Consider the following 20,104-nt stretch of genomic DNA (forward strand, 5'->3'; position numbering starts at 1 on the left):
GGAACGGGGCGTCAAGGGCTGATTTGAAACTTTTTCAAAACAGCCCTGAAACAGCGATTACCTCTATAAAGGAAGAGACCTCTTATTCAGCCTTCAGGGTGATCCGCGCAAACGCCTTCTTGCCTGCCTGACAGACATGGGTCTTGCCGAGAGCGAAGACAAAACCACGATCGACGACCTCGCCATCGACGCGAACGCCACCAGAGGCCAACAGGTCGCGCGCCGCAGCGGAGTTCTTCACCAACCCCGCCTTGTTCAGCACGGCCGAGATCGGCATGTCTTCCGCAGCAAGCACCTCGACCTCAGGCAGATCTTCCGGCAGTTCGCCATCCTTCATGCGGTTACCCGCAGCACGGTGCGCATTGGCAGCCGCCTCTTCACCGTGGAAACGAGCGACGATCTCCTCGGCCAGCTTGATCTTGATGTCACGCGGGTTGGCACCAGCAGCCACATCGGCACGGAAACCATCGATCTCTTCCATGGAGCGGAAGCTGAGCAGCTCGAAGTAGCGCCACATCAGCGTGTCAGGAATCGAAACCAGCTTGCTGTACATGACACCAGGCGCTTCCTGGATGCCGACATAGTTGCCCAAGGACTTGGACATCTTCTTAACGCCATCGAGACCTTCCAGCAGCGGCATGGTCACGATGTTCTGGGCCTCCTGCCCATAGCTGCGCTGCAGCTCGCGCCCCATCAGCAGGTTGAACTTCTGGTCAGTACCACCCAGCTCGACGTCCGCCTTCAAGGCCACGGAGTCGTAACCCTGCACCAGCGGATAAAGGAATTCATGGATAGCGATCGGCTGGTTGCTGCTATAGCGCTTGTCGAAGTCGTCGCGCTCGAGCATGCGCGCAACGGTGTACTGCGAGGCCAGTCGAATAAAGTCGGCCGGGCTGAGCTTGTCCATCCAGGTGGAGTTGAACGCCACTTCGGTCTTGGCCGGGTCGAGAATCTTGAAGACCTGCTGCTTGTAGGTCTCGGCGTTGTCCAGTACCTGCTCGCGGGTCAGCGGCGGACGGGTAGCGCTCTTGCCGCTGGGATCGCCGATCATGCCGGTGAAGTCCCCGATCAGGAAGATGACCTGGTGCCCCAGATCCTGGAACTGGCGCAGCTTGTTGATCAGTACCGTGTGCCCCAGGTGCAGGTCAGGTGCGGTCGGATCGAAGCCCGCCTTGATGCGCAGCGGCTGACCGCGCTTGAGTTTCTCGACAAGTTCGGTCTCTACCAGGACCTCTTCCGCACCACGCTTGATCAGCGCTAGCTGCTCTTCAACCGACTTCATACACAGACCCGCAGGCTCAGATTCAAAGGGCCCCAACCATACAAGATCAGCCATCAAATACAAGATCCGCCGAGTGATGTGACCCGCCGGCAGGTTGATGACGTCTGCGCGCTTGCTTTGAAGGAGATTTGGTTATATTTTATACAGTTATTTCATCTTCATCATGTCATTCATCTTTTCCTTTTCATCTTTTTCAAAGTTATTCATCACATGACCAACGAACCGACTAAAGCGCCTCCGCTTTATCCGAAGAGCCACCTGTTGGCCGCCAGCGGCATCGCCGCCCTGCTCAGCCTGGCCTTGCTGGTATTTCCTTCCAGCGAAGTAGAAGCCAAGCGCACCACTCTCAACCTTGAGCTGGAAGCCCCGGCCGAACAGCTCAAGGCCCAACCGGAACAGCCTCTGGCCGGCGAGGAAACCAGTGCTTCGCCTTTCGCCCAGATCGACAACGCCGAAGCGCAATCCGAAGGCACCGCCACCACCGAACCTGCCGAGAAGGCAGCCGAAGTCGCTGAAGCCGAGCCTGCCAAGCAGCCCGGTCATCGCGAAGTGGTGGTTGCCAAGGGTGACACCCTCTCCACCCTCTTCGCCAAGCTCGGCCTGCCTGCCAGCGCCGTGCATGAAGTACTGGCCAGTAACAAGCAGGCCAAACAGTTCAGCCAGTTGAAGAACGGCCAGGTACTGCAGATCGAACTGGACAAGGACGGCCAGCTGGCCAGCCTGCACAGCAAGGTGAGCGACCTGGAAACCATCCGTCTGGCCAAAAGCGCCAGCGGCTACGTCTTCAACCGTGAAGTCACCAAGCCAGTCACCCGCTCCGCCTATGTCCACGGCGTGATCAAAAGCTCGCTCTCGGCCTCGGCCCAGCGCGCCGGCCTGTCGCATAACCTGACCATGGATATGGCCAACATCTTCGGTTACGACATCGACTTCGCCCAGGACATCCGCCAAGGCGACGAATTCGACGTGATCTACGAGCAGAAGATGATCGACGGCAAGGTCGTCGGCACCGGGAACATCCTTTCCGCACGCTTCACCAACCGCGGCAAGACATACAGTGCAGTGCGCTACACCAACAAGGCCGGCAGCACCAGCTACTACACCGCTGACGGCAACAGCATGCGCAAGGCCTTCATCCGTACACCGGTAGACTTCGCCCGTATCAGTTCGCGCTTCTCCGCAGGCCGCAAGCACCCGATCCTGAACAAGATCCGCGCCCACAAGGGCGTTGACTACGCTGCTCCACGCGGTACGCCAATCAAGGCCGCCGGTGACGGCAAGGTGCTCCTCGCCGGTCGCCGCGGTGGCTACGGCAACACCGTGATCATCCAGCACGGCAGCACCTACCAGACGCTCTACGGCCACATGCAAGGCTTCGCCAAAGGCGTGAAGACCGGCAGCACCGTCAAGCAGGGCCAGGTCATTGGTTATATCGGTACCACCGGGCTGTCCACCGGACCGCACCTGCACTACGAGTTCCAGGTCAACGGGGTCCACGTCGATCCGCTGGGACAGAAGCTGCCGATGGCCGACCCGATCGCGAAAGCCGAACGTCAACGCTTCATGCAGGTCAGCCAGCCGTTGGTGGCCCGCATGGACCAGGAAAAGGCCAGCATGCTCGCCTTGAACAAGCGCTGATCCATGGCCCTTTATCTGGGAGTGATGTCCGGTACCAGTCTCGACGGACTGGACATCGCCTTGATCGAAAACGAGCCGCGAGTCTCTCTACTCGCTTCCCACTACATTCCGATGCCCGAAACGCTACGCCTGGCCATGCTCGGCCTGTGCGCCAGCGGTCCGGACGAGATTGCCCGCGCCGCCCTGGCCGAGGCCGAATGGGTTCGGCTGGCAGCACAGGGAATCCGGCACCTGCTCGATACCGAAGGCCTTCGCCCCGAAGATATCCGCGCCATTGGCAGCCACGGCCAGACCATCCGCCACGAACCCGCCCGGGGCTTTACCGTGCAGATCGGCAATCCCGCCCTGCTTGCGGAGCTGACCGGTATCTGCGTGGTCGGCGACTTCCGGCGCCGCGATGTCGCTGCCGGGGGCCAGGGTGCACCGCTGGTCCCCGCCTTTCATGATGCGTTGTTCAACGCCCAGGGCGAGCGTATTGCAGTGCTCAATGTCGGTGGCTTCAGCAATCTCAGCCTGATCGAACAGGACAAGCCGGTTACTGGCTTCGATTGTGGTCCGGGGAATGTTCTGCTGGATGCATGGATCAACGAAAAGCGTGGCCTAGCCTACGACGCCAACGGCGCCTGGGCAGCCAGTGGCAAGATTCTTCCTGGGCTGCTCGCAAGCCTTCTGGGAGATCCTTTCTTCGCCGGTACCGGCCCCAAGAGTACCGGCCGCGAATTGTTCAACCTTCCATGGCTGCACCATCACCTGAGCACCCAGCCAGCCTGCGCCGATGAAGATGTCCAGGCGACCTTGCTGGAGCTCACCGCGCTGAGCATCGTTGACTCGCTGAGGAAGGCCCAGCAAGACACCCAGGCCCTGCTGGTCTGCGGTGGCGGTGCGCATAACGGGGCGCTGATGGCACGGTTGGCCGGCCTGCTTCCTGCTGCCCGGGTCGGCAGCACCGCCGAATTCGGTGTCGATCCGGACTGGGTCGAAGCCATGGCCTTCGCCTGGCTGGCTCATTGCTGCCTGGAAGGCATCGCCGCGAACCGCCCCAGCGTCACCGGCGCTCGCGGCTTGCGAGTACTCGGGGCGATCTACCCGGCATGACGTTCAGGAAAGCAAAACGCCGCGCATAAGCGCGGCGTTTTGCTTGAAGACCAGGCGAGTCAGATCGAGAACGAAGAACCGCAACCGCAAGTGGTCGTGGCATTCGGGTTCTTGATGACGAAACGCGAGCCTTCCAGGCCTTCCTGGTAGTCCACTTCGGCGCCCGCCAGGTACTGGAAGCTCATTGGATCGACCACCAGGGCAACGCCCTCGCGCTCGACAATGGTGTCGTCTTCCGCGATGTCTTCATCGAAGGTAAAGCCGTACTGGAAGCCGGAGCAGCCACCGCCTGTCACGAAAACCCGCAACTTCAGACGATCATTGCCCTCTTCGTCAACCAGGGTCTTCACCTTGTGCGCGGCGTTGTGCGTGAACTGCAGGGCCGAAGGGGTGAAGGATTCGACGCTCATGCTGAATATCTCCCGGCGCTATACCGCCATCGTGCGTGATGGCGCGCATTATCCGCTTCCCCGAGAAAATCGGTCAACTATATAAGCGGTATCAGGCTACAAGCGGAAAGCATAAGTCTCGCCGGTAGCCTGACAAGCCGTTGCCTACGGCAGCAAGCCTGCGTGGGACAGGCCAAGGCGCTCATCGAGGCCGAAGAGGATGTTGAGGTTCTGCACCGCCTGGCCGGAAGCGCCTTTCACCAGGTTGTCGATAACGGAGAGCACGACCACCAGGTCGCCACCCTGTGGACGATGCACAGCGATACGGCAGACGTTGGCGCCACGTACGCTACGGGTTTCCGGATGGCTGCCAGCTGGCATCACGTCCACGAACGGTTCGTTGGCGTAGCGCTTCTCGAACAGCGCCTGCAGGTCAACCGAGGTATCGGCGACCGTTGCGTAAAGCGTCGAGTGGATGCCACGGATCATCGGGGTCAGGTGTGGCACGAAGGTCAGGCCGACCTCACCACCTGCGGCACGACGCAGGCCCTGGCGGATTTCCGGCAGGTGGCGGTGACCTTTCACCGCATAGGCCTTCATGCTCTCGCCCGCCTCACAGAACAGCGAACCGACGCTGGCACCACGCCCGGCGCCGCTGACACCGGACTTGCAGTCGGCGATAAGACGCGAGGCGTCGGCGATTCCAGCTTCGAGCAGCGGCAGGAACCCCAGCTGGGTGGCGGTCGGGTAGCAACCCGGCACGGCAATCAGGCGTGCCTGGCGGATCTGCTCGCGGTTGACTTCGGGCAGACCGTAGACAGCATCCTTCAGCAGTTCGGGAGCGCCGTGCGGCTGGCCGTACCATTTGGCCCACTCATCGGCGTCCTGCAGACGGAAGTCGGCAGACAGGTCGATCACCTTGGTGCCAGCCGCCAGCAGCTCACCGGCCAGGGCATGGGCAACACCGTGCGGAGTGGCGAAGAACACTACGTCGCAGGCGGCCAGGGCCTTGGTGTCCGGAACGCTGAACGCGAGGTTATCGTAGTGGCCTCGCAGGTTCGGGTACATGTCGGCCACCGCCAGGCCCGCTTCCGAGCGCGAGGTGATGACTGCGACTTCAGCCTGAGGATGCTGTGCCAGCAGACGCAGCAACTCGACACCGGTGTAACCCGTGCCGCCGACGATACCGACCTTGACCATTAACTGCCCCCTATCAACGAACCGACTGGAAAACCAGTGATGATAGGGGCCCGTGGTGACCGCCACAACCGTTGAGATGACGGGCGCAGCGCCTAGCTACTACTATCTGACGACCGTGAACCGCCAAGGACTGAAAAACATGCTGTACCTCTGGATCAAAGCCCTGCACATCGTCGCCATCGTCTGCTGGTTTGCCGGCCTCTTCTACCTGCCACGCCTGTTCGTCTACCACGCCGCAAGCGAGGACCAGGTCAGCCGCGACCGCTTCGTGGTGATGGAGCGCAAGCTTTATCGCTTCATCATGGGCCCGGCGATGATCGCCGCCTTCGTCTTCGGCATCTGGATGCTCTACCTGACCCCGGGCTGGCTGAGCCAGGGCTGGCTGCACGCCAAGCTGACGCTGGTGATCCTGCTCACCGGCTACCATCACATGTGCGGCGCCAACGTGAAGCGCTTCGCCCGCGGCGAAAATAATCGCAGCCACGTCTACTTCCGCTGGTTCAACGAAGTACCGGTACTGTTCCTGCTGTTGATCGTAATTCTGGTGGTGGTCAAACCGTTCTGATTCCGACATTCAAACGCGAGAATCCTCATGTCATTGCCCGAACTGCTCGAACGACGCCTGCGCCTGCCGGTAGTGGCAGCACCGATGTTCCTGATATCGAACCCACAACTGGTTCTGGCCTGTTGCGGCAATGGCGTGATGGGCAGTTTCCCTGCGCTGAACCAGCGCGACACCGCGGGCTTCCGGGCCTGGCTGGAGGAGATCGAAACAGGGCTGGCCGACCTGGCCAACCCCGCCCCCTATGCGGTGAACCTGATCGTCCACCAGAGCAATCCGCGCTTGCAGGCCGACCTGGCCGCCTGCATCGAGTACAAGGTGCCGGTGGTGATCACCAGCCTGGGCGCGGTGAAGGAAGTGGTGGACGCCGTACATGGTTATGGCGGCCTGGTGTTCCACGATGTGACGACCCGGCGGCATGCCGAAAAGGCCGCCGAGGCCGGCGTCGACGGCCTGATCGCAGTAGCCGCGGGCGCTGGCGGGCATGCCGGGACCTGGAGTCCGTTCGCCCTGGTCAGCGAAATCCGCCAGTTCTTCCACAAGACCCTCCTCCTTGCCGGTTGCATCAATAGCGGCCATGAGATCCTCGCCGCCCAATTGCTCGGCGCTGACCTCGCCTACCTGGGCACCCACTTCATTGCCAGCCTGGAAAGCCAGGCCTCGCCGGAGTACAAAGCGATGCTGCTGGAGGCCAGGGCCGCCGATATCGTGCATACCCCGGTGGTGTCCGGCGTTCCCGCCAGCTTCATGCGCCAGAGCCTGGAAAAGGCCGGCTATGACCTGACCACGCTCGCCAAAGGCGGCGACATCCAGCTCAAGCCCATTCATGAAGAAGCCAAGGCCTGGAAAACCGTATGGTCCGCCGGCCAGGGCGTGGGCGCCATCGACCGGGAATTGCCGGTGAATCAGCTGATCGCCCGACTCGATGGGGAATATCGCCAGGCGCTGAAAAAAGCCGGTCAACTGGGCAGCCACTGGCCACGCTAACAAGTAGACTAGGCGCCCTTTTCGAACGCCCCCGCCATTGGAGAGCCGCATGACCCGTTACGCCATGATCACCGGTGCCTCCAGCGGTCTGGGCCTGGCACTGGCCGAAGCATTGGCACGGCGCGGGCGCAACCTGATCCTGGTAGCACGCCAGCGCGAGCGGCTGGAGCCGGTCGCCATCGAGCTCACCCAACGCTTCGGTGTGGAAGTGTTGTTCCGTGCCTGTGATCTTGGCGAACCACTGCGGCTTTCGGGTTTCCTGCTAGAGCTGGAGGAAGGCGAGCGGCAGATAGACCTGCTGGTGAACTGTGCCGGCATCCGCTCCTACGGGCACTTCCTCGCCCAGGAGTGGGGCGACGAGCAGGACCTGATCGAGGTCAACATCCTTGCCCTCACACGCCTTTGCCATGCCCTGGGCAACGCCATGGCCGTACAGGGGGGCGGACAGATTCTCAATGTCGCCTCACTCGCTGCTTTCGCGCCGGGCCCGTGGATGAGCAGTTATGCCGCGAGCAAGGCCTATGTCCTGCATTTCTCCGAAGGCCTGCGCGAAGAACTCAAGCAGACCGGGATCAAGGTCTCGGTGCTGTGCCCCGGCCCGGTGCGTTCGGCCAACCGGCGTATCCCGCGCCTGGAAAAAGGTAACCGCTGCCTGAGTCCGGAAGAAGTCGCGCTCTATACCGTGCGCGCCCTGGACCGCAACAAGGCGATCATCATCCCCGGCCGCCGCAACCGCTGGCTGGCCCGGGCGCCACGCCTGCTGACCCGCTGGATCAGCCGCAAGCTGGCGGGTGTCATCAACCGCGCCTACTGTCCACGCTGAATCGAATCGCCACTGGGCGGCGGCGTGCCGGCTGAGTACACTCAGCCCCGACCACCACCCATGGAGCAAGCGTTGTGGAGACAATTTTCACCAAGATCATCAACCGGGAAATCCCGGCGAAGATCATCTACGAAGACGACCAGGTCCTGGCTTTCCACGATATCGCCCCGCAGGCGCCGGTACACTTCCTGGTCATCCCGAAAAAGCCGATCCGCACCCTCAACGACCTCACCGAGGAAGACAAGGGCCTGGCCGGGCATATCCTCTTCACCGCCCAGCGCCTGGCCAAGGAGCTGGGTTGCGAGGACGGCTTCCGCGTCGTAATGAACTGCAACGAACTGGGCGGCCAGACGGTCTACCACATTCACATGCACGTGCTCGGCCAACGTCAGATGCACTGGCCTCCGGGCTGATCCAGCGCAAGCCCTGTCACGGGGTTTGAGTTAGACTGTCGGGCACATTCTTGCGGAGGTGCCCGATGGCTACCGAACGTCAATACTCGCCGCTCGACCGCTTGTTGCTGCAGGCCGATACGGCCATGCGTACCTTGCTGCCCTTCAGCGGCCAACCTTCCCGTCCTTCTCCTGCCATCATCCAGCCCGAAGCCGAGCTGGACGACAAGCAGGCCCGCCATGTCGCCGGCCTGATGCGCATCAACCATACCGGTGAAGTCTGCGCCCAGGCGCTCTATCAAGGCCAGGCCCTGACCGCCAAGCTGCCGGAAGTGCGCAAGGCGATGGAGCAGGCGGCCGACGAAGAAATCGACCACCTGGCCTGGTGCGAACAACGCATCCGCCAACTGGGCAGCTCGCCGAGCATTCTCAATCCGCTGTTCTACGGCATGTCGTTCGGCATCGGCGCGGTTGCCGGCCTGATCAGTGACAAGGTCAGCCTGGGCTTCGTCGCCGCCACCGAGCATCAGGTCTGCAAGCACCTCGACGAACACCTGGAGCAGATCCCGCCGGAAGACGAGAAATCCCGGGCGATCCTCGAGCAGATGCGCATCGACGAAGAACACCACGCCGACGCGGCCCTGGATGCCGGAGGGTTCCGTTTCCCGGCACCGGTCAAGTTCGGCATGAGCCTGATGGCCAAGGTCATGACCAAAAGCACCTACCGAATCTGACCCGCCATGACCGGGCGCTTCGATGCCAGGGACCTGGCCCGCGCAGTTGAAGCGGGCCTGTTGAGCGCCGAGCAGGAACAGGCGCTCCTGCGCTTCCTGCGCGAACAACCGGCGCAGCCCCCCAGTTTCCAGCTCGCCCACGTCGCCTTCTATCTGGGCGCCCTGCTGATCATGGGCGCCATGGGCTGGCTACTGAGCGAAGCCTGGATGCGTATCGGCGACACCGCGCTGCTGGTGCTTGCCCTCGCCTACATCACCCTACTGACCTTCGCCGGCCTGCTGATGCTGCGCCTGATCCCCTTCCCGTTCATCGTCATGCCGATCGCCGTGGCGCTGTGGTTCATGTCGATGGACCTGAGCGAATGGTTCCACGGCGACACCTTCACCTGGGAGCAACGCCAGGAGGTCTCGTTGTGGTTCGGGCTGGGCCTGCTGCTGGTGGTCCTGCTGATCGACGGCCGCACTCGCGAGGACTACGCGTTCTGGGGTTATCTGGCCGGATTGCTGGCGTTCTGGGGCGGGCTGACCTCGATGAACAGCGACAGCGAACTGGGCAAGGCCCTGTACTGCCTGATCAACGTCGGCCTGATGCTGGTGGCGGTGTTGTTGCGCCGACCGATGTTCATGGTCTTCGGTGCGCTGGGTGTGGCGGCCTATCTCGGCTATCTGTCCTACGAGGTGTTCGCCGAGTCGTTGCTGTTCCCGGTGGTCCTGAGCCTGATCGGCCTGGCGGTGATCGGCCTCGGCCTGCTCTACCAGAAACACCGTGAGCGCCTCAGCGACCGACTGCGCGCCGCACTGCCGGCCAGCCTGATGGACTGGCTGCCGGCACTGCGGCGCTGAGGAATCAGCCGAGTTCGACGATCTCGTAGTCGTGGGTGATCTCTACACCGGCACGGCCCAGCATGATCGATGCCGAGCAGTACTTCTCTGCCGACAGCTCGACGGCCCGCTTGACCTGGGCTTCCTTCAGGCCACGGCCCTTGACCACGAAATGCAGGTGGATCTTGGTGAACACCTTGGGATCCTCGCTGGCCCGCTCGGCTTCAAGGAAGGCTTCGCAGCTTTCGACAGCCTGGCGGGACTTGCGCAGGATGCTGACCACATCGAAATTGCTGCAGCCGCCCAGGCCCAGCAAGAGCATTTCCATCGGACGAACACCCAGGTTGCGCCCACCAGCCTCGGGTGGGCCATCCATCACCACAACATGGCCACTGCCCGACTCACCCAGGAACATTGCCTCGCCGGCCCACTGGATACGCGCCTTCATAACCGGTTTCCTCTCGCTTGGAAAAATGGCTGCCAGCTTAGTCCCTACAGCCGAAAGCGAAAAGGCTTAAGCACTTCAGTAAATATGCCGATAACATCTTGTCGTCTGATAAACTGACGCCAATTTGATGGCGTTTTGCACCCATCCCAGAACAACAAATACTCACGGACCGCGTATTTCGGGGCTTAACCATGGTTGCCGCAACACTTCCAGCCAAGATCAAGAATGTCGACAAGTTGCTTGCGCACTGCCAGCGCCGCCGCTTCCCGGCCAAAAGCAATATTCTCAGCGCCGGCGATACCGCTGAAACCTTGTCCTTCATCGTCAAGGGTTCGGTCACCATCCTGATTGAAGGCGATGATGGTCGGGAAATGATCATCGCCTACCTCAACAGCGGAGATTTCTTCGGCGAACTCGGGCTTTTCGAACCCACGGGCAAGGAACAGCAGCGCAGCGCCTGGGTACGGGCGAAAAGCGAATGCGAAGTTGCAGAAATCAGCTACGAGAAATTCCGCGAGCTGGCACGCCAGGACCAGGACATTCTCTACGCCCTCGGCAGCCAGATGGCTCAGCGCCTGCGCAATACCACGCGCAAGGTCGGTGACCTGGCCTTCTTCGACGTCACCGGCCGCGTGGCCCGTTGCCTGCTGGAGCTGTGCAAGCAGCCGGATGCGATGACCCACCCGGACGGCATGCAGATCAAGATCACCCGCCAGGAGATCGGTCGTATTGTCGGCTGCTCGCGTGAGATGGTCGGTCGCGTTCTGAAGGACCTCGAAGAACGCAACCTGGTGCATGTGAAAGGCAAGACCATGGTGGTCTTCGGCACCCGCTAATCCTTGGCAATGGCTTCGAGGGTCCGGGCATAGGCCTGGGCCAGGCGCTCCAGCAAGGGTGCCTCGGGCATGACTTCATGCAAGGCGATATGGCTGTCGGCCAGGCACCGCTGCTCCAGCTCGCAACACTCATTGAAGCGGTTGACCGCCGCAACCATCGATTCGCGCTCGTTATCCAGCAATAGCGCGCCATGCACCAGCACCACCGGGCGTTTACCCCCCAGGCCCTGGCGCCAGCGCTGGGCCGTGCCAACCAGCTTGCGACCATTCAGATTGACGTTATAGCGCCCATCGCAAAACGCGCCTTCGATCTCCCCGACGGAAGCCACGCCTCCCCACTCCCGCAGGACCTCGCACAACGGCAGGCACAAGCGCTCGTAGGCGGTCTCGATACGGTTCAGGTCGCCTTCACTGCGTGGTGCGACGTACACCAAGGCGATATTGATCACTGCCGAGGACTGGGGAACCGGCTCGCCACCGGTTTCGCGCAGCAGCACCGGCCAGCCTCCGATCGCCAGCTCGCCACAGGCGGCCTCGAAGCCTTCCAACCGACTCATCCGGCGCGGCATCACCAGTGCCCGGTCGGTGGGGCGCCAGAACAGCAGCCCATGGTCCTGATCGCCCTTGCAGACAGCCGCCAGCAGATCCTGCTCAGCCTGCAGGCCGGCTGCGACGGTTACGGCTACGGGTTGTTCACTCATGTGTTTTTTCCCTCCTCAAGCCTTTACGCGATCCCTGTGGGAGCGGGTTTACCGGATCGCCGGACCGCCGCGATTACGGTTGTGGATTCACCGACGCCATCGCGGGTGAACCCGCTCCCACAGGCTCAGTGGCGATCGGTCAAATAAAAAAGCCGGCAAACGCCGGCTTCGAGTCGATCAGTCGGGCACGCCCCCGGGGAAGAACAGGCGCTGCAGCTCTACTCCCGGCTCCTCGGCACGCATGAAGGCCTCGCCTACCAGGAACGAGTAGACCTCGTTGATTTCCATCAGCTCGACATCGGCCCGATTGAGGATGCCGCTCTCGGTAACCGCCAGGCGATCGCGCGGAATGCGTGGCAGCAGGTCCAGGGTGGCTTCCAGGCTGACCTCGAAGGTGTGCAGGTTGCGATTGTTGACCCCGATCAGCGGAGTGTCGAGGGTCTTCAGCGCGCGCTCCAGCTCGTCGCTGTCATGCACTTCCACCAGTACGTCGAGGCCGACGCCTTTTGCAGTGGCGGCCAGTTCGGCCATTTTCACGTCGTCCAGGGCAGAGACGATCAGCAGCACACAGTCGGCGCCCAAGGCACGGGCCTCGACGATCTGGTACGGATCGACCATGAAGTCCTTGCGGATAACCGGCAGCGACACCGCAGCACGGGCCTGCTGCAGGTAGGCGTCAGCCCCGAGGAAGTAGTCCACATCGGTCAGCACCGACAGACAGGTCGCCCCACCTTTCTCATAGCTGACGGCGATTTCCGCCGGAACGAAGTTCTCGCGGATCACACCCTTGCTCGGCGACGCCTTCTTGATCTCGGCGATGACAGCCGGCTGCTTGCGCCGGGCCTGCTCGATCAGCGCGTTGGCAAAGCCACGCGGTGCATCGGCCGCAGCGGCCAGGCGCTCCAGCTCGGCGAGACTGACCCGGGCGCTGCGCTCAGCGACTTCCTCGACCTTGCGGGCAAGGATCTTTTCAAGAACCGTCGGCACACTCATCCTTCATTCTCCTGCTTGAATACCGCGGTAAAGGCACCCAGCTCTTCCATCTTTTCCCGAGCGAGGCCGGTGTGCAGTGCATCGTGGGCCAGTTCGACGCCTTGCTTGAGGCTTATTGCCAGATCCGCGGCATAGAGTGCCGCGCCAGCATTGAGGACGATCATCTCGGCGGCCTTCTGGCCGTTCTCGGTCTTGCGCCGGCCAATGGCATCGCGAATCAGCGCCAGGGACTCTTCTGGACCGCTGACCGCCAGGCCGTGCAGGCTCTGGCTTTTCATGCCAAGATCTTCCGGCTCGACCCAATACTCGGTGATTTCGCCGTTCTTCAGTTCGGCGACGAAGGTCGGCGCGGCGAGGCTGAACTCGTCCAGGCCATCCTTCGAATGCACCACCAGCACATGCTTGCTGCCCAGACGCTGCAGCACTTCGGCCAGCGGGCGGCAGAGTGCCTGGGTAAACACACCGACAACCTGGTGCTTCACACCAGCCGGATTCGTAAGCGGGCCGAGCATGTTGAACAGGGTCCGCAGACCTAGGTCGCGGCGCGGGCCGGCGGCGTGCTTCATGGCGCTGTGGTGGGTCTGGGCGAACATGAAGCCGATACCGACGCTGTCGATGCAGCGGGCAACCTGGACTGGCGTCAGGTTCAGGTAGATACCTGCGGCCTCCAGCAAGTCGGCGCTACCGCTCTTGCCGGATACCGCGCGGTTACCGTGCTTGGCTACCGTGCAACCGGCCGCGGCGACGACGAACGCCGAGCCGGTGGATACGTTGAAGATATTGGCGCCGTCACCGCCGGTACCGACGATATCGACCACACCGTCGAGGGTTTCCAGTTCGACCTTGTCCGCCAGCTCACGCATGACCGAAACCGCGCCGACGATCTCGTCGATGCTCTCGCTCTTCATGCGCATGCCCATCAGGAAAGCGCCGATCTGCGCCTCCGTGCACTGACCGGTCATGATCTGGCGCATCACATCGCGCATTTCCTCGGTGGACAGGTCGAGTTGGCTGACGATACGGCCCAGGGCAGTCTTGATATCCATGCGCAATCCTTAACGGCGGCCGCCGGTCTGCTTGAGGAAATTGGCGAACAGCGCGTGGCCCTGCTCGGTGAGGATCGACTCGGGGTGGAACTGTACGCCTTCGATGTTCAGGGTCTTGTGACGCAGGCCCATGATTTCATCGATGGAGCCGTCTTCGAAGGCGGTCCAGGCGGTCATTTCCAGGCAGTCCGGCAAGGTTTCGCGCTTGACCACCAGCGAGTGGTAGCGCGTTACGGTCAACGGATTGTTGAGACCGGCGAACACGCCCTTGTTTTCGTGGACCACCGGGCTGGTCTTGCCGTGCATCACCTGGCGCGCGCGCACCACGTCCCCGCCGAAGGCCTGGCCGATGGACTGGTGCCCCAGGCACACACCCAGGATCGGCAGCTTGCCGGCGAAGTGATGAATGGCGGCGATGGACACACCGGCCTCGGTCGGTGTGCATGGACCGGGAGAAACGACGATGCGCTCGGGCTGCAGGGCCTCGATCTGTTCGATGGTCAGTTCGTCGTTGCGAATGACCTTGACCTCTGCACCCAGCTCGCCGAAGTACTGGACGACGTTGTAGGTGAAGGAGTCGTAGTTGTCGATCATCAGTAACATCTGGGCTCAACCTCTTGAATACTGACTTTGAAAGGTCGCCTTCCCGACTGCCGACATGCAGTGCCACACGCCCCAGTCATTTCCAACTGTTGCGAAGGTGTGTGGAATCATTTCAGAAAGGCAAAACGTAACGGGCCGGAAAACCGGCAGGAGATAAAGTCAGGCGCGCCAACGCCAGCGGGCGTGGGCCTTGATAACGCGCATCAAGAGTTTGCTGACGATCAACACGGGGTAGGTCTCGTTCATACGTTGCCGCACAGTAGCTTACGGAAACAATGCGCGCAATATCGAGGGGGCACGAAGCCAGGGATTTGCTACCGTGTTCGGGCGCAATGCCCAAAAACAACGACAAAAGGACTCTTGCGATGAGAAAACGCCGTTATCTGCGTCAATCCGCCGCGTGCTTGCTCGCCCTCGCCTGTGCCAATGCCATGGCCAGCCCCTCCCCCTACTCGACGATGATCGTCTTCGGCGACAGCCTCGCCGACGCCGGCCAGTTCCCCGACCCCGATGGTGCGCCCGGCACCAGCCAGCGCTACACCAACCGCAACCCGGACGGCACTTTCGCCCCGGTGTCGTCGATGCTTCTCGGCGGCTACCTGGGCATCGCCCCGGGCGACCTGAATGCCTCCACTTCACCCGTGAACGCCGCCCTGGGTATCCCGGATGGCAACAACTGGGCGACCGGCGGCTATCGAACCGACCAGATCTTCGAATCCATCACCGGCGAATCCCTGGTGGTCATTCCCCCGGGCAACCCTGGCGAAGGCACGGTGCTGCGCCAGCGCCCGGGCTACCTGGCCGGCGGACGCCTGGCCGATCCCAATGCGCTGTATTACCTCACCGGCGGCGGCAACGACTTCCTCCAGGGGTTGGTGACTTCGCCTGCCGCCGCCGCAACATCGGCCACCCAACTGGCGGCCAGCGCCCAGGCGCTGCAACAGGCGGGGGCGCGCTACATCATGGTCTGGCTGCTGCCCGACCTCGGCCTGACGCCGGCGCTGAACGGCACACCGCTGCAAGGCGCCAGCTCACAGCTCAGTGCCTTGTTCAACCAGGCCCTGGTCAGCCAGTTGGCACGGATCGATGCCCAGATCATTCCGCTGAACATCCCTCTGCTGTTCCAGGAAGCCATCGCCTCGCCAGGCCTGTTCGGCCTCGCCAGCGACCAGAACCTGCTGCAAACCTGCTACAGCGGCAACGGCTGCACGCAGAATCCGGTATATGGCGCCAACGGCAGCAATCCGGACGCCAGCAAGCTGCTGTTCAACGACTCGGTGCACCCGACCATCGCCGGCCAGCGGATGATCGCCGACTACGGCTATTCGATCCTTTCCGCCCCCTGGGAACTGACGCTGCTGCCGGAAATGGCCCATGGCACCTTGCGCGCGCATCAGGATGAGCTGCACAACCAATGGCAAGCCGACTGGCAGGCGGTCGGACAATGGCAGGCGATCGTCGCTGCCGGCGGGCAAAAGCTGGATATCGACAGCCAGCGCAGCTCGGCCAGCGCCGACGGCCACGGCTACAACCTCACTGTCGGCGGTAGCTATCGTCTCGACCAGGACTGGCGGATCGGTATTGCCGGCGGCGTCTATCGGCAGAAGCTGGAAGCCGGGGCGCGGAACTCCGACTATCGCCTGAACAGCTACCTCGCCACCGTCTTCGCCCAGTTCAACCACGGCCGCTGGTGGGCCGATGCCGCGCTGACCGGCGGGCGCCTGGACTACGACGACCTGCAACGCACCTTCGCCCTCGGGCCCAATGACCGCAGCGAGAAAGGCGATACCGATGGCGATGTAGTCGCCGTCTCCGCCCGCCTCGGCTTCGATCTGGCGGCGCCGGGCAGCGAGTGGAGCCTGTCGCCATTCGTCAGCGCCGATTACGCGCGAATCGAGGTGGATGGCTATAGCGAGAAAGGCATGCGGGCCACGGCGCTGACCTTCGATGACCAGAAACGTGATTCACGGCGGCTGGGTGCCGGGCTGCAGGGCAAGTACCGGGTAGCGCCAGCGACCCTGCTGTTCGGCGAGGTTGCCCATGAGCATGAGTTCGAGGATGACACGCAGGACCTGACCACGCACCTGAACAGCCTGCCGGCGAATGACTTCACCCTGACCGGGTATACGCCGCAGAGCAATCTGAACCGGGTGAGCCTGGGCCTGAGCCAGACGGTGGCGCCGGGAGTGGCGCTGCGCGGAAGCTACAACTGGCGCAAGAGTGATGAGTTGACCCAGCAAGGGGTCAATCTGGCCTTGAGTCTGGAGTTCTAAGCCTCCTGTAGGAGCTGGCTTGCCTGCGAAGGACCGCAACGCGGTCCCGGTTCCTGATCTGCAGCCGCGAGATAGCATTGGCCTGGCTTTGGAACGGGAACCGGGACCGCTGCGCGGTGCTTCGCAGGCAAGCCAGCTCCTACAGAAGGTGGCAAAGCAACCTGATTAGTGGGGCTTCTGCTCAGCCAGCGCCACCGCGCGGAACATCGCCCGGCGCTTGTTGATGGTTTCTTCCCACTCCAGCGCCGGCACCGAGTCGGCGACGATGCCGCCACCGGCCTGCACATGCAGCTCGCCGTCCTTGATCACTGCCGTGCGAATGGCAATGGCCGTGTCCATGTTGCCATTCCAGGCGAAGTAGCCGACCGCACCACCATAGACACCACGCTTGACCGGCTCCAGTTCGTCGATGATTTCCATCGCGCGGATCTTCGGCGCCCCCGACAGGGTGCCCGCCGGCAGGATCGCGCGCAGGGCGTCCATGGCAGTCAGGCCGCTCTTCAACTGCCCGGTGACGTTGGAAACGATGTGCATCACGTTGGAGTAACGCTCGATCACCATTTTCTCGGTCAGCTTCACCGAGCCGACTTCCGACACGCGCCCGGTATCGTTGCGTCCCAGGTCGATCAGCATCAAGTGCTCGGCGATCTCCTTGTCGTCCGAGAGCAGGTCTTCTTCCAGCGCCCGGTCGGCTTCCTCGGTAGCGCCGCGCGGGCGGGTACCGGCGATCGGCCGCACGGTGACCAGGTTGTCCTCGACCCGCACCAGCACTTCCGGCGAACTGCCCACCACGTGGAAATCGCCGAAATTGAAGAAGTACATGTACGGCGTGGGGTTGAAACAGCGCAGCGCGCGGTAGAGGTCGATCGGCGCCGCCTTGAAGTCGATGGACATGCGTTGCGACGGCACCACCTGCATGCAGTCACCGGCGAGGATGTACTCCTTGATGGTGTCTACCGCGCGTTCGTAGTCCGCCTGGGTGAAGCTGGAGCGGAACGCCGGCTCGGCGGCCTGCGGGCCGCTGAAGTCAAGGCCGCGGCGCGGAGTGATCGGCTGGCGCAGTTGCTCCAGCAAATCCTGCAGTCGGGCCTGCCCCTGCTCGTAGGCGTTGTCCTGCGCCGGGTCGGCGAGGACGATGGCGTGCATCTTGCCGGCCAGGTTGTCGAAGACCACCACTGCATCGGACACCATCAGCAGGATATCCGGCACGCCCAGCGGGTCCGGGTTCGGGCATTTGCCCAGACGCTTCTCGACATAACGCACACAGTCGTAGCCGAAGTAGCCGACCAGGCCACCGTTGAAGCGCGGCAGACCGGCAATGGTCGGAACCTTGTAACGCTCCTTGAAGGTTTCGACGAAGGCCAGCGGGTCTTCCACATCGTGGCGCTCGGTCTCGACACCGTCGACGGTGATGCGCACCTGGTGATCATGCACCCGCAGCACGGTACGGCTTGGCAGGCCGATGATCGAATAGCGCCCCCACTTCTCACCGCCCTGAACCGACTCCAGCAGATAGGAGTTGGGCTGGTCGGCCAGTTTCAGGTAGATCGACAGCGGTGTGTCGAAGTCGGCCAGCGTTTCACAGGCCAGGGGGATGCGGTTGTAGCCTTCAGCGGCCAGGCGCAGGAATTCTTCGCGGGTCATGATTGCCTCGTGGCAGTAGGGCAAGAAAAGACAAATGGCAAACGGGCCGGGTCGGAGCCGGCTGGAAAGAAGTCAGGCGCGCCAACGCCAACGGGCCAGGGCCTTGATGACTTTCATCCAGAGTTTGCCAGGTGCTACCACGATGGAATCTCTACCGAGGGGAAGGTTGAAGGGCTCAACGTTAGCTCAGTGGCTGCACCGAAGCAACCGGGAGCAAGGCGCGCAGATCGTCGATCACCAGCGCCGGCGACTCCTCGCTGATCGGCCGGCCGTGGTTGTAGCCGTAGGTCAGGCCCACGCACTTGACCCCGGCCGCCTTCGCCGCCTGCACATCGCTGCGTGAATCGCCGATGAACAGCGCCTCGTCCGCCGTCACCCCGGCCAGTTGCATGACATGCAGCAAGGCGGCAGGGTCCGGTTTCTTCTGTGGCAGGGTGTCGCCCCCGATGATCCAGCGGAAATACGGGCCAATCTGCATCTGGTCCAGCAGCGGACCGACGAAGCGCTCGGGCTTGTTGGTGATCAGGGCCATTTCCACGCCCTGCGCCTGCAGCCAGCGCAAGGTGTCGCGCACGCCCGGATAGATCACCGTACGGTCATGGCTCTCGCCATAGGCACGGAGGAAAATCTCCAGGCCGTGCTCGGCTTCCTGGTCGCTGACCGCCGAATGCTCGATGCCACCGGCCAGGGCCCGGCGCACCAGCACCGGCGCGCCGTTGCCGACCCATTGGCGCACGGCTGCGACACCGGCAGGCGCGCGGCCCATTTCGAGCAGCATGCGATCCACCGCCGCCGCCAGGTCCGGGACCGAGTCGATCAGGGTCCCGTCCAGGTCGAACATCACCAGGCGTGGCAAGCGTTGCGCAAACAACTGCTCGAAGCCGCTCATGGGCGGGCCAGCGCCAGTTCGGCGCGCATCTGGTCGATGACCGCCTTGTAGTCAGGGGCATTGAAGATCGCCGAACCGGCGACGAAGGTGTCGGCGCCAGCGGCAGCGATTTCGCGGATGTTCTTCACGTTCACGCCACCATCGATTTCCAGGCGGATATCCCGGCCGCTGGCATCGATCAGGGCGCGGGCCTCGCGCAGCTTGTCGAGGGTGCCGGGGATGAATTTCTGCCCGCCGAAGCCGGGGTTTACGCTCATCAGCAGGACCATGTCGACCTTGTCCATCACGTACTTCAGCGCGTCCAGCCCGGTGGCCGGGTTGAACACCAGGCCGGCCTTGCAGCCACCGTCGCGGATCAGTTGCAGGGAGCGGTCGATGTGCTGCGAGGCTTCCGGATGGAAAGTGATGTAGGTGGCGCCGGCCTCGATGAAGTCGCCGATGATGCGGTCGACCGGGCTGACCATCAGGTGCACGTCGATCGGCGCAGTCACACCGTACTTGCGCAGGGCCGAGCAGACCATCGGGCCGATGGTCAGGTTGGGCACGTAATGGTTGTCCATCACGTCGAAGTGGACGATATCGGCGCCGGCGGCAAGCACGGCATCCACGTCCGGGCCCAGGCGGGCGAAGTCGGCGGACAGGATCGAGGGGGCAATAGCGAAGGGCTGCATGGCGCACCTTTGGGCAAATTCACGGTGGCGCGCATTGTACATCAGGGGAAAGGAGACTGACGGATGTTGTCTGGAG

At 62.7% G+C, this 20,104-nt stretch carries 20 protein-coding genes and 1 pseudogene; 10 read left to right on the forward strand and 11 right to left on the reverse strand.

What is annotated here, in order from left to right; translation table 11 throughout:
* Nucleotides 1-82 precede the first annotated feature (82 nt).
* Entirely contained in the window at nucleotides 83-1,282 is a 1,200-nt protein-coding gene (gene tyrS, locus ACKLLE_RS17180; RefSeq protein ID WP_420058607.1) for a tyrosine--tRNA ligase, read from the reverse strand.
* A 210-nt stretch (nucleotides 1,283-1,492) separates the two neighbouring features.
* Between tyrS and ACKLLE_RS17185 the strand changes: the two genes are divergently transcribed.
* Complete coding sequence (locus ACKLLE_RS17185) at nucleotides 1,493-2,920, forward strand: peptidoglycan DD-metalloendopeptidase family protein (RefSeq protein ID WP_420058608.1); 1,428 nt, start codon at nucleotides 1,493-1,495, stop codon at nucleotides 2,918-2,920.
* Between the two features lie 3 nt (nucleotides 2,921-2,923).
* Complete coding sequence (locus ACKLLE_RS17190; RefSeq protein WP_420058609.1) at nucleotides 2,924-4,015, forward strand: anhydro-N-acetylmuramic acid kinase; 1,092 nt, start codon at nucleotides 2,924-2,926, stop codon at nucleotides 4,013-4,015.
* Between the two features lie 59 nt (nucleotides 4,016-4,074).
* Here the strand turns inward: ACKLLE_RS17190 and erpA are convergent, their stop codons facing one another.
* Both erpA and argC read right to left on the reverse strand, forming a co-directional pair.
* A complete protein-coding gene (erpA, locus tag ACKLLE_RS17195) occupies nucleotides 4,075-4,425 on the reverse strand; it encodes an iron-sulfur cluster insertion protein ErpA (protein ID WP_009408529.1) in 351 nt (116 codons plus the stop codon).
* 144 nt (nucleotides 4,426-4,569) lie between these two features.
* On the reverse strand, nucleotides 4,570-5,604 hold the full coding sequence (argC, locus tag ACKLLE_RS17200) for an N-acetyl-gamma-glutamyl-phosphate reductase (protein ID WP_009408527.1): 1,035 nt from the start codon (nucleotides 5,602-5,604) through the stop codon (nucleotides 4,570-4,572).
* A gap of 142 nt (nucleotides 5,605-5,746) precedes the next feature.
* Here argC and hemJ point away from each other — a divergent pair, with 142 nt between their 5' ends.
* From hemJ to ACKLLE_RS17230, 6 genes are all read left to right on the forward strand, one after another.
* The gene (gene hemJ, locus ACKLLE_RS17205; protein ID WP_420058658.1) at nucleotides 5,747-6,169 is read left to right on the forward strand and encodes a protoporphyrinogen oxidase HemJ; all 423 of its coding nucleotides are present in this window, start codon (nucleotides 5,747-5,749) and stop codon (nucleotides 6,167-6,169) included.
* Between the two features lie 27 nt (nucleotides 6,170-6,196).
* A complete protein-coding gene (locus ACKLLE_RS17210) occupies nucleotides 6,197-7,153 on the forward strand; it encodes an NAD(P)H-dependent flavin oxidoreductase (RefSeq protein ID WP_420058610.1) in 957 nt (318 codons plus the stop codon).
* A 49-nt stretch (nucleotides 7,154-7,202) separates the two neighbouring features.
* Nucleotides 7,203-7,976, forward strand: coding sequence for an SDR family NAD(P)-dependent oxidoreductase (locus ACKLLE_RS17215; protein WP_009408521.1), 774 nt, complete (start codon nucleotides 7,203-7,205; stop codon nucleotides 7,974-7,976).
* A gap of 74 nt (nucleotides 7,977-8,050) precedes the next feature.
* Nucleotides 8,051-8,389: a histidine triad nucleotide-binding protein gene (locus ACKLLE_RS17220; protein ID WP_009408519.1), complete on the forward strand. Its 339-nt coding sequence runs from the start codon at nucleotides 8,051-8,053 to the stop codon at nucleotides 8,387-8,389.
* Nucleotides 8,390-8,454: 65 nt separating this feature from the next.
* Nucleotides 8,455-9,102 carry a 2-polyprenyl-3-methyl-6-methoxy-1,4-benzoquinone monooxygenase gene (coq7, locus tag ACKLLE_RS17225; protein ID WP_420058611.1) on the forward strand — a complete coding sequence of 216 codons (648 nt, stop codon included), beginning with the start codon at nucleotides 8,455-8,457 and terminating at the stop codon, nucleotides 9,100-9,102.
* A 6-nt stretch (nucleotides 9,103-9,108) separates the two neighbouring features.
* The gene (locus ACKLLE_RS17230) at nucleotides 9,109-9,945 is read left to right on the forward strand and encodes a DUF2157 domain-containing protein (RefSeq protein ID WP_420058612.1); all 837 of its coding nucleotides are present in this window, start codon (nucleotides 9,109-9,111) and stop codon (nucleotides 9,943-9,945) included.
* A 4-nt stretch (nucleotides 9,946-9,949) separates the two neighbouring features.
* Here ACKLLE_RS17230 and ACKLLE_RS17235 read toward each other — a convergent pair whose 3' ends face one another.
* Nucleotides 9,950-10,372: an OsmC family protein gene (locus ACKLLE_RS17235; protein ID WP_064302966.1), complete on the reverse strand. Its 423-nt coding sequence runs from the start codon at nucleotides 10,370-10,372 to the stop codon at nucleotides 9,950-9,952.
* Between the two features lie 191 nt (nucleotides 10,373-10,563).
* Between ACKLLE_RS17235 and crp the strand changes: the two genes are divergently transcribed.
* Nucleotides 10,564-11,208, forward strand: a complete 645-nt coding sequence (gene crp, locus ACKLLE_RS17240) for a cAMP-activated global transcriptional regulator CRP (protein ID WP_009408511.1) — start codon at nucleotides 10,564-10,566, stop codon at nucleotides 11,206-11,208.
* Here the strand turns inward: crp and ACKLLE_RS17245 are convergent.
* The 4 genes from ACKLLE_RS17245 to ACKLLE_RS17260 all read right to left on the reverse strand — a co-directional run bounded on the left by ACKLLE_RS17245 (nucleotide 11,205) and on the right by ACKLLE_RS17260 (nucleotide 14,551).
* On the reverse strand, nucleotides 11,205-11,909 hold the full coding sequence (locus ACKLLE_RS17245; protein ID WP_420058614.1) for a lipoate--protein ligase family protein: 705 nt from the start codon (nucleotides 11,907-11,909) through the stop codon (nucleotides 11,205-11,207). The two genes, crp and ACKLLE_RS17245, sit on opposite strands and share 4 nt — an antisense overlap.
* A gap of 177 nt (nucleotides 11,910-12,086) precedes the next feature.
* The gene (trpC, locus tag ACKLLE_RS17250) at nucleotides 12,087-12,902 is read right to left on the reverse strand and encodes an indole-3-glycerol phosphate synthase TrpC (RefSeq protein ID WP_009408507.1); all 816 of its coding nucleotides are present in this window, start codon (nucleotides 12,900-12,902) and stop codon (nucleotides 12,087-12,089) included.
* Nucleotides 12,899-13,948 (reverse strand): anthranilate phosphoribosyltransferase, encoded by a 1,050-nt coding sequence (gene trpD, locus ACKLLE_RS17255; protein ID WP_279900049.1) that lies wholly within the window; start codon nucleotides 13,946-13,948, stop codon nucleotides 12,899-12,901. The genes trpC and trpD overlap by 4 nt, the downstream gene beginning before the upstream one ends.
* A gap of 9 nt (nucleotides 13,949-13,957) precedes the next feature.
* Nucleotides 13,958-14,551, reverse strand: a complete 594-nt coding sequence (locus tag ACKLLE_RS17260) for an aminodeoxychorismate/anthranilate synthase component II (RefSeq protein ID WP_064302969.1) — start codon at nucleotides 14,549-14,551, stop codon at nucleotides 13,958-13,960.
* Between the two features lie 365 nt (nucleotides 14,552-14,916).
* On the opposite strand from ACKLLE_RS17260, the gene estP reads away from it, so the two are divergent.
* Complete coding sequence (gene estP, locus ACKLLE_RS17265; protein ID WP_420058615.1) at nucleotides 14,917-16,824, forward strand: esterase EstP; 1,908 nt, start codon at nucleotides 14,917-14,919, stop codon at nucleotides 16,822-16,824.
* Nucleotides 16,825-16,989: 165 nt separating this feature from the next.
* On the opposite strand, the gene trpE is transcribed toward estP, so the two are convergent.
* The 3 genes and pseudogenes from trpE to rpe all read right to left on the reverse strand — a co-directional run bounded on the left by trpE (nucleotide 16,990) and on the right by rpe (nucleotide 20,028).
* Nucleotides 16,990-18,468 (reverse strand): anthranilate synthase component I, encoded by a 1,479-nt coding sequence (trpE, locus tag ACKLLE_RS17270; protein ID WP_420058616.1) that lies wholly within the window; start codon nucleotides 18,466-18,468, stop codon nucleotides 16,990-16,992.
* 72 nt (nucleotides 18,469-18,540) lie between these two features.
* Nucleotides 18,541-19,357 (reverse strand): annotated as a pseudogene (locus ACKLLE_RS17275) (phosphoglycolate phosphatase).
* A complete protein-coding gene (gene rpe / locus ACKLLE_RS17280; RefSeq protein ID WP_009404268.1) occupies nucleotides 19,354-20,028 on the reverse strand; it encodes a ribulose-phosphate 3-epimerase in 675 nt (224 codons plus the stop codon). The pseudogene ACKLLE_RS17275 and the gene rpe overlap by 4 nt, the downstream one beginning before the upstream one ends.
* Between the last annotated feature and the right edge of the window lie 76 nt (nucleotides 20,029-20,104).

The organism is Pseudomonas bharatica, assembly GCF_048586865.1.
Lineage (GTDB): Bacteria > Pseudomonadota > Gammaproteobacteria > Pseudomonadales > Pseudomonadaceae > Aquipseudomonas > Aquipseudomonas bharatica.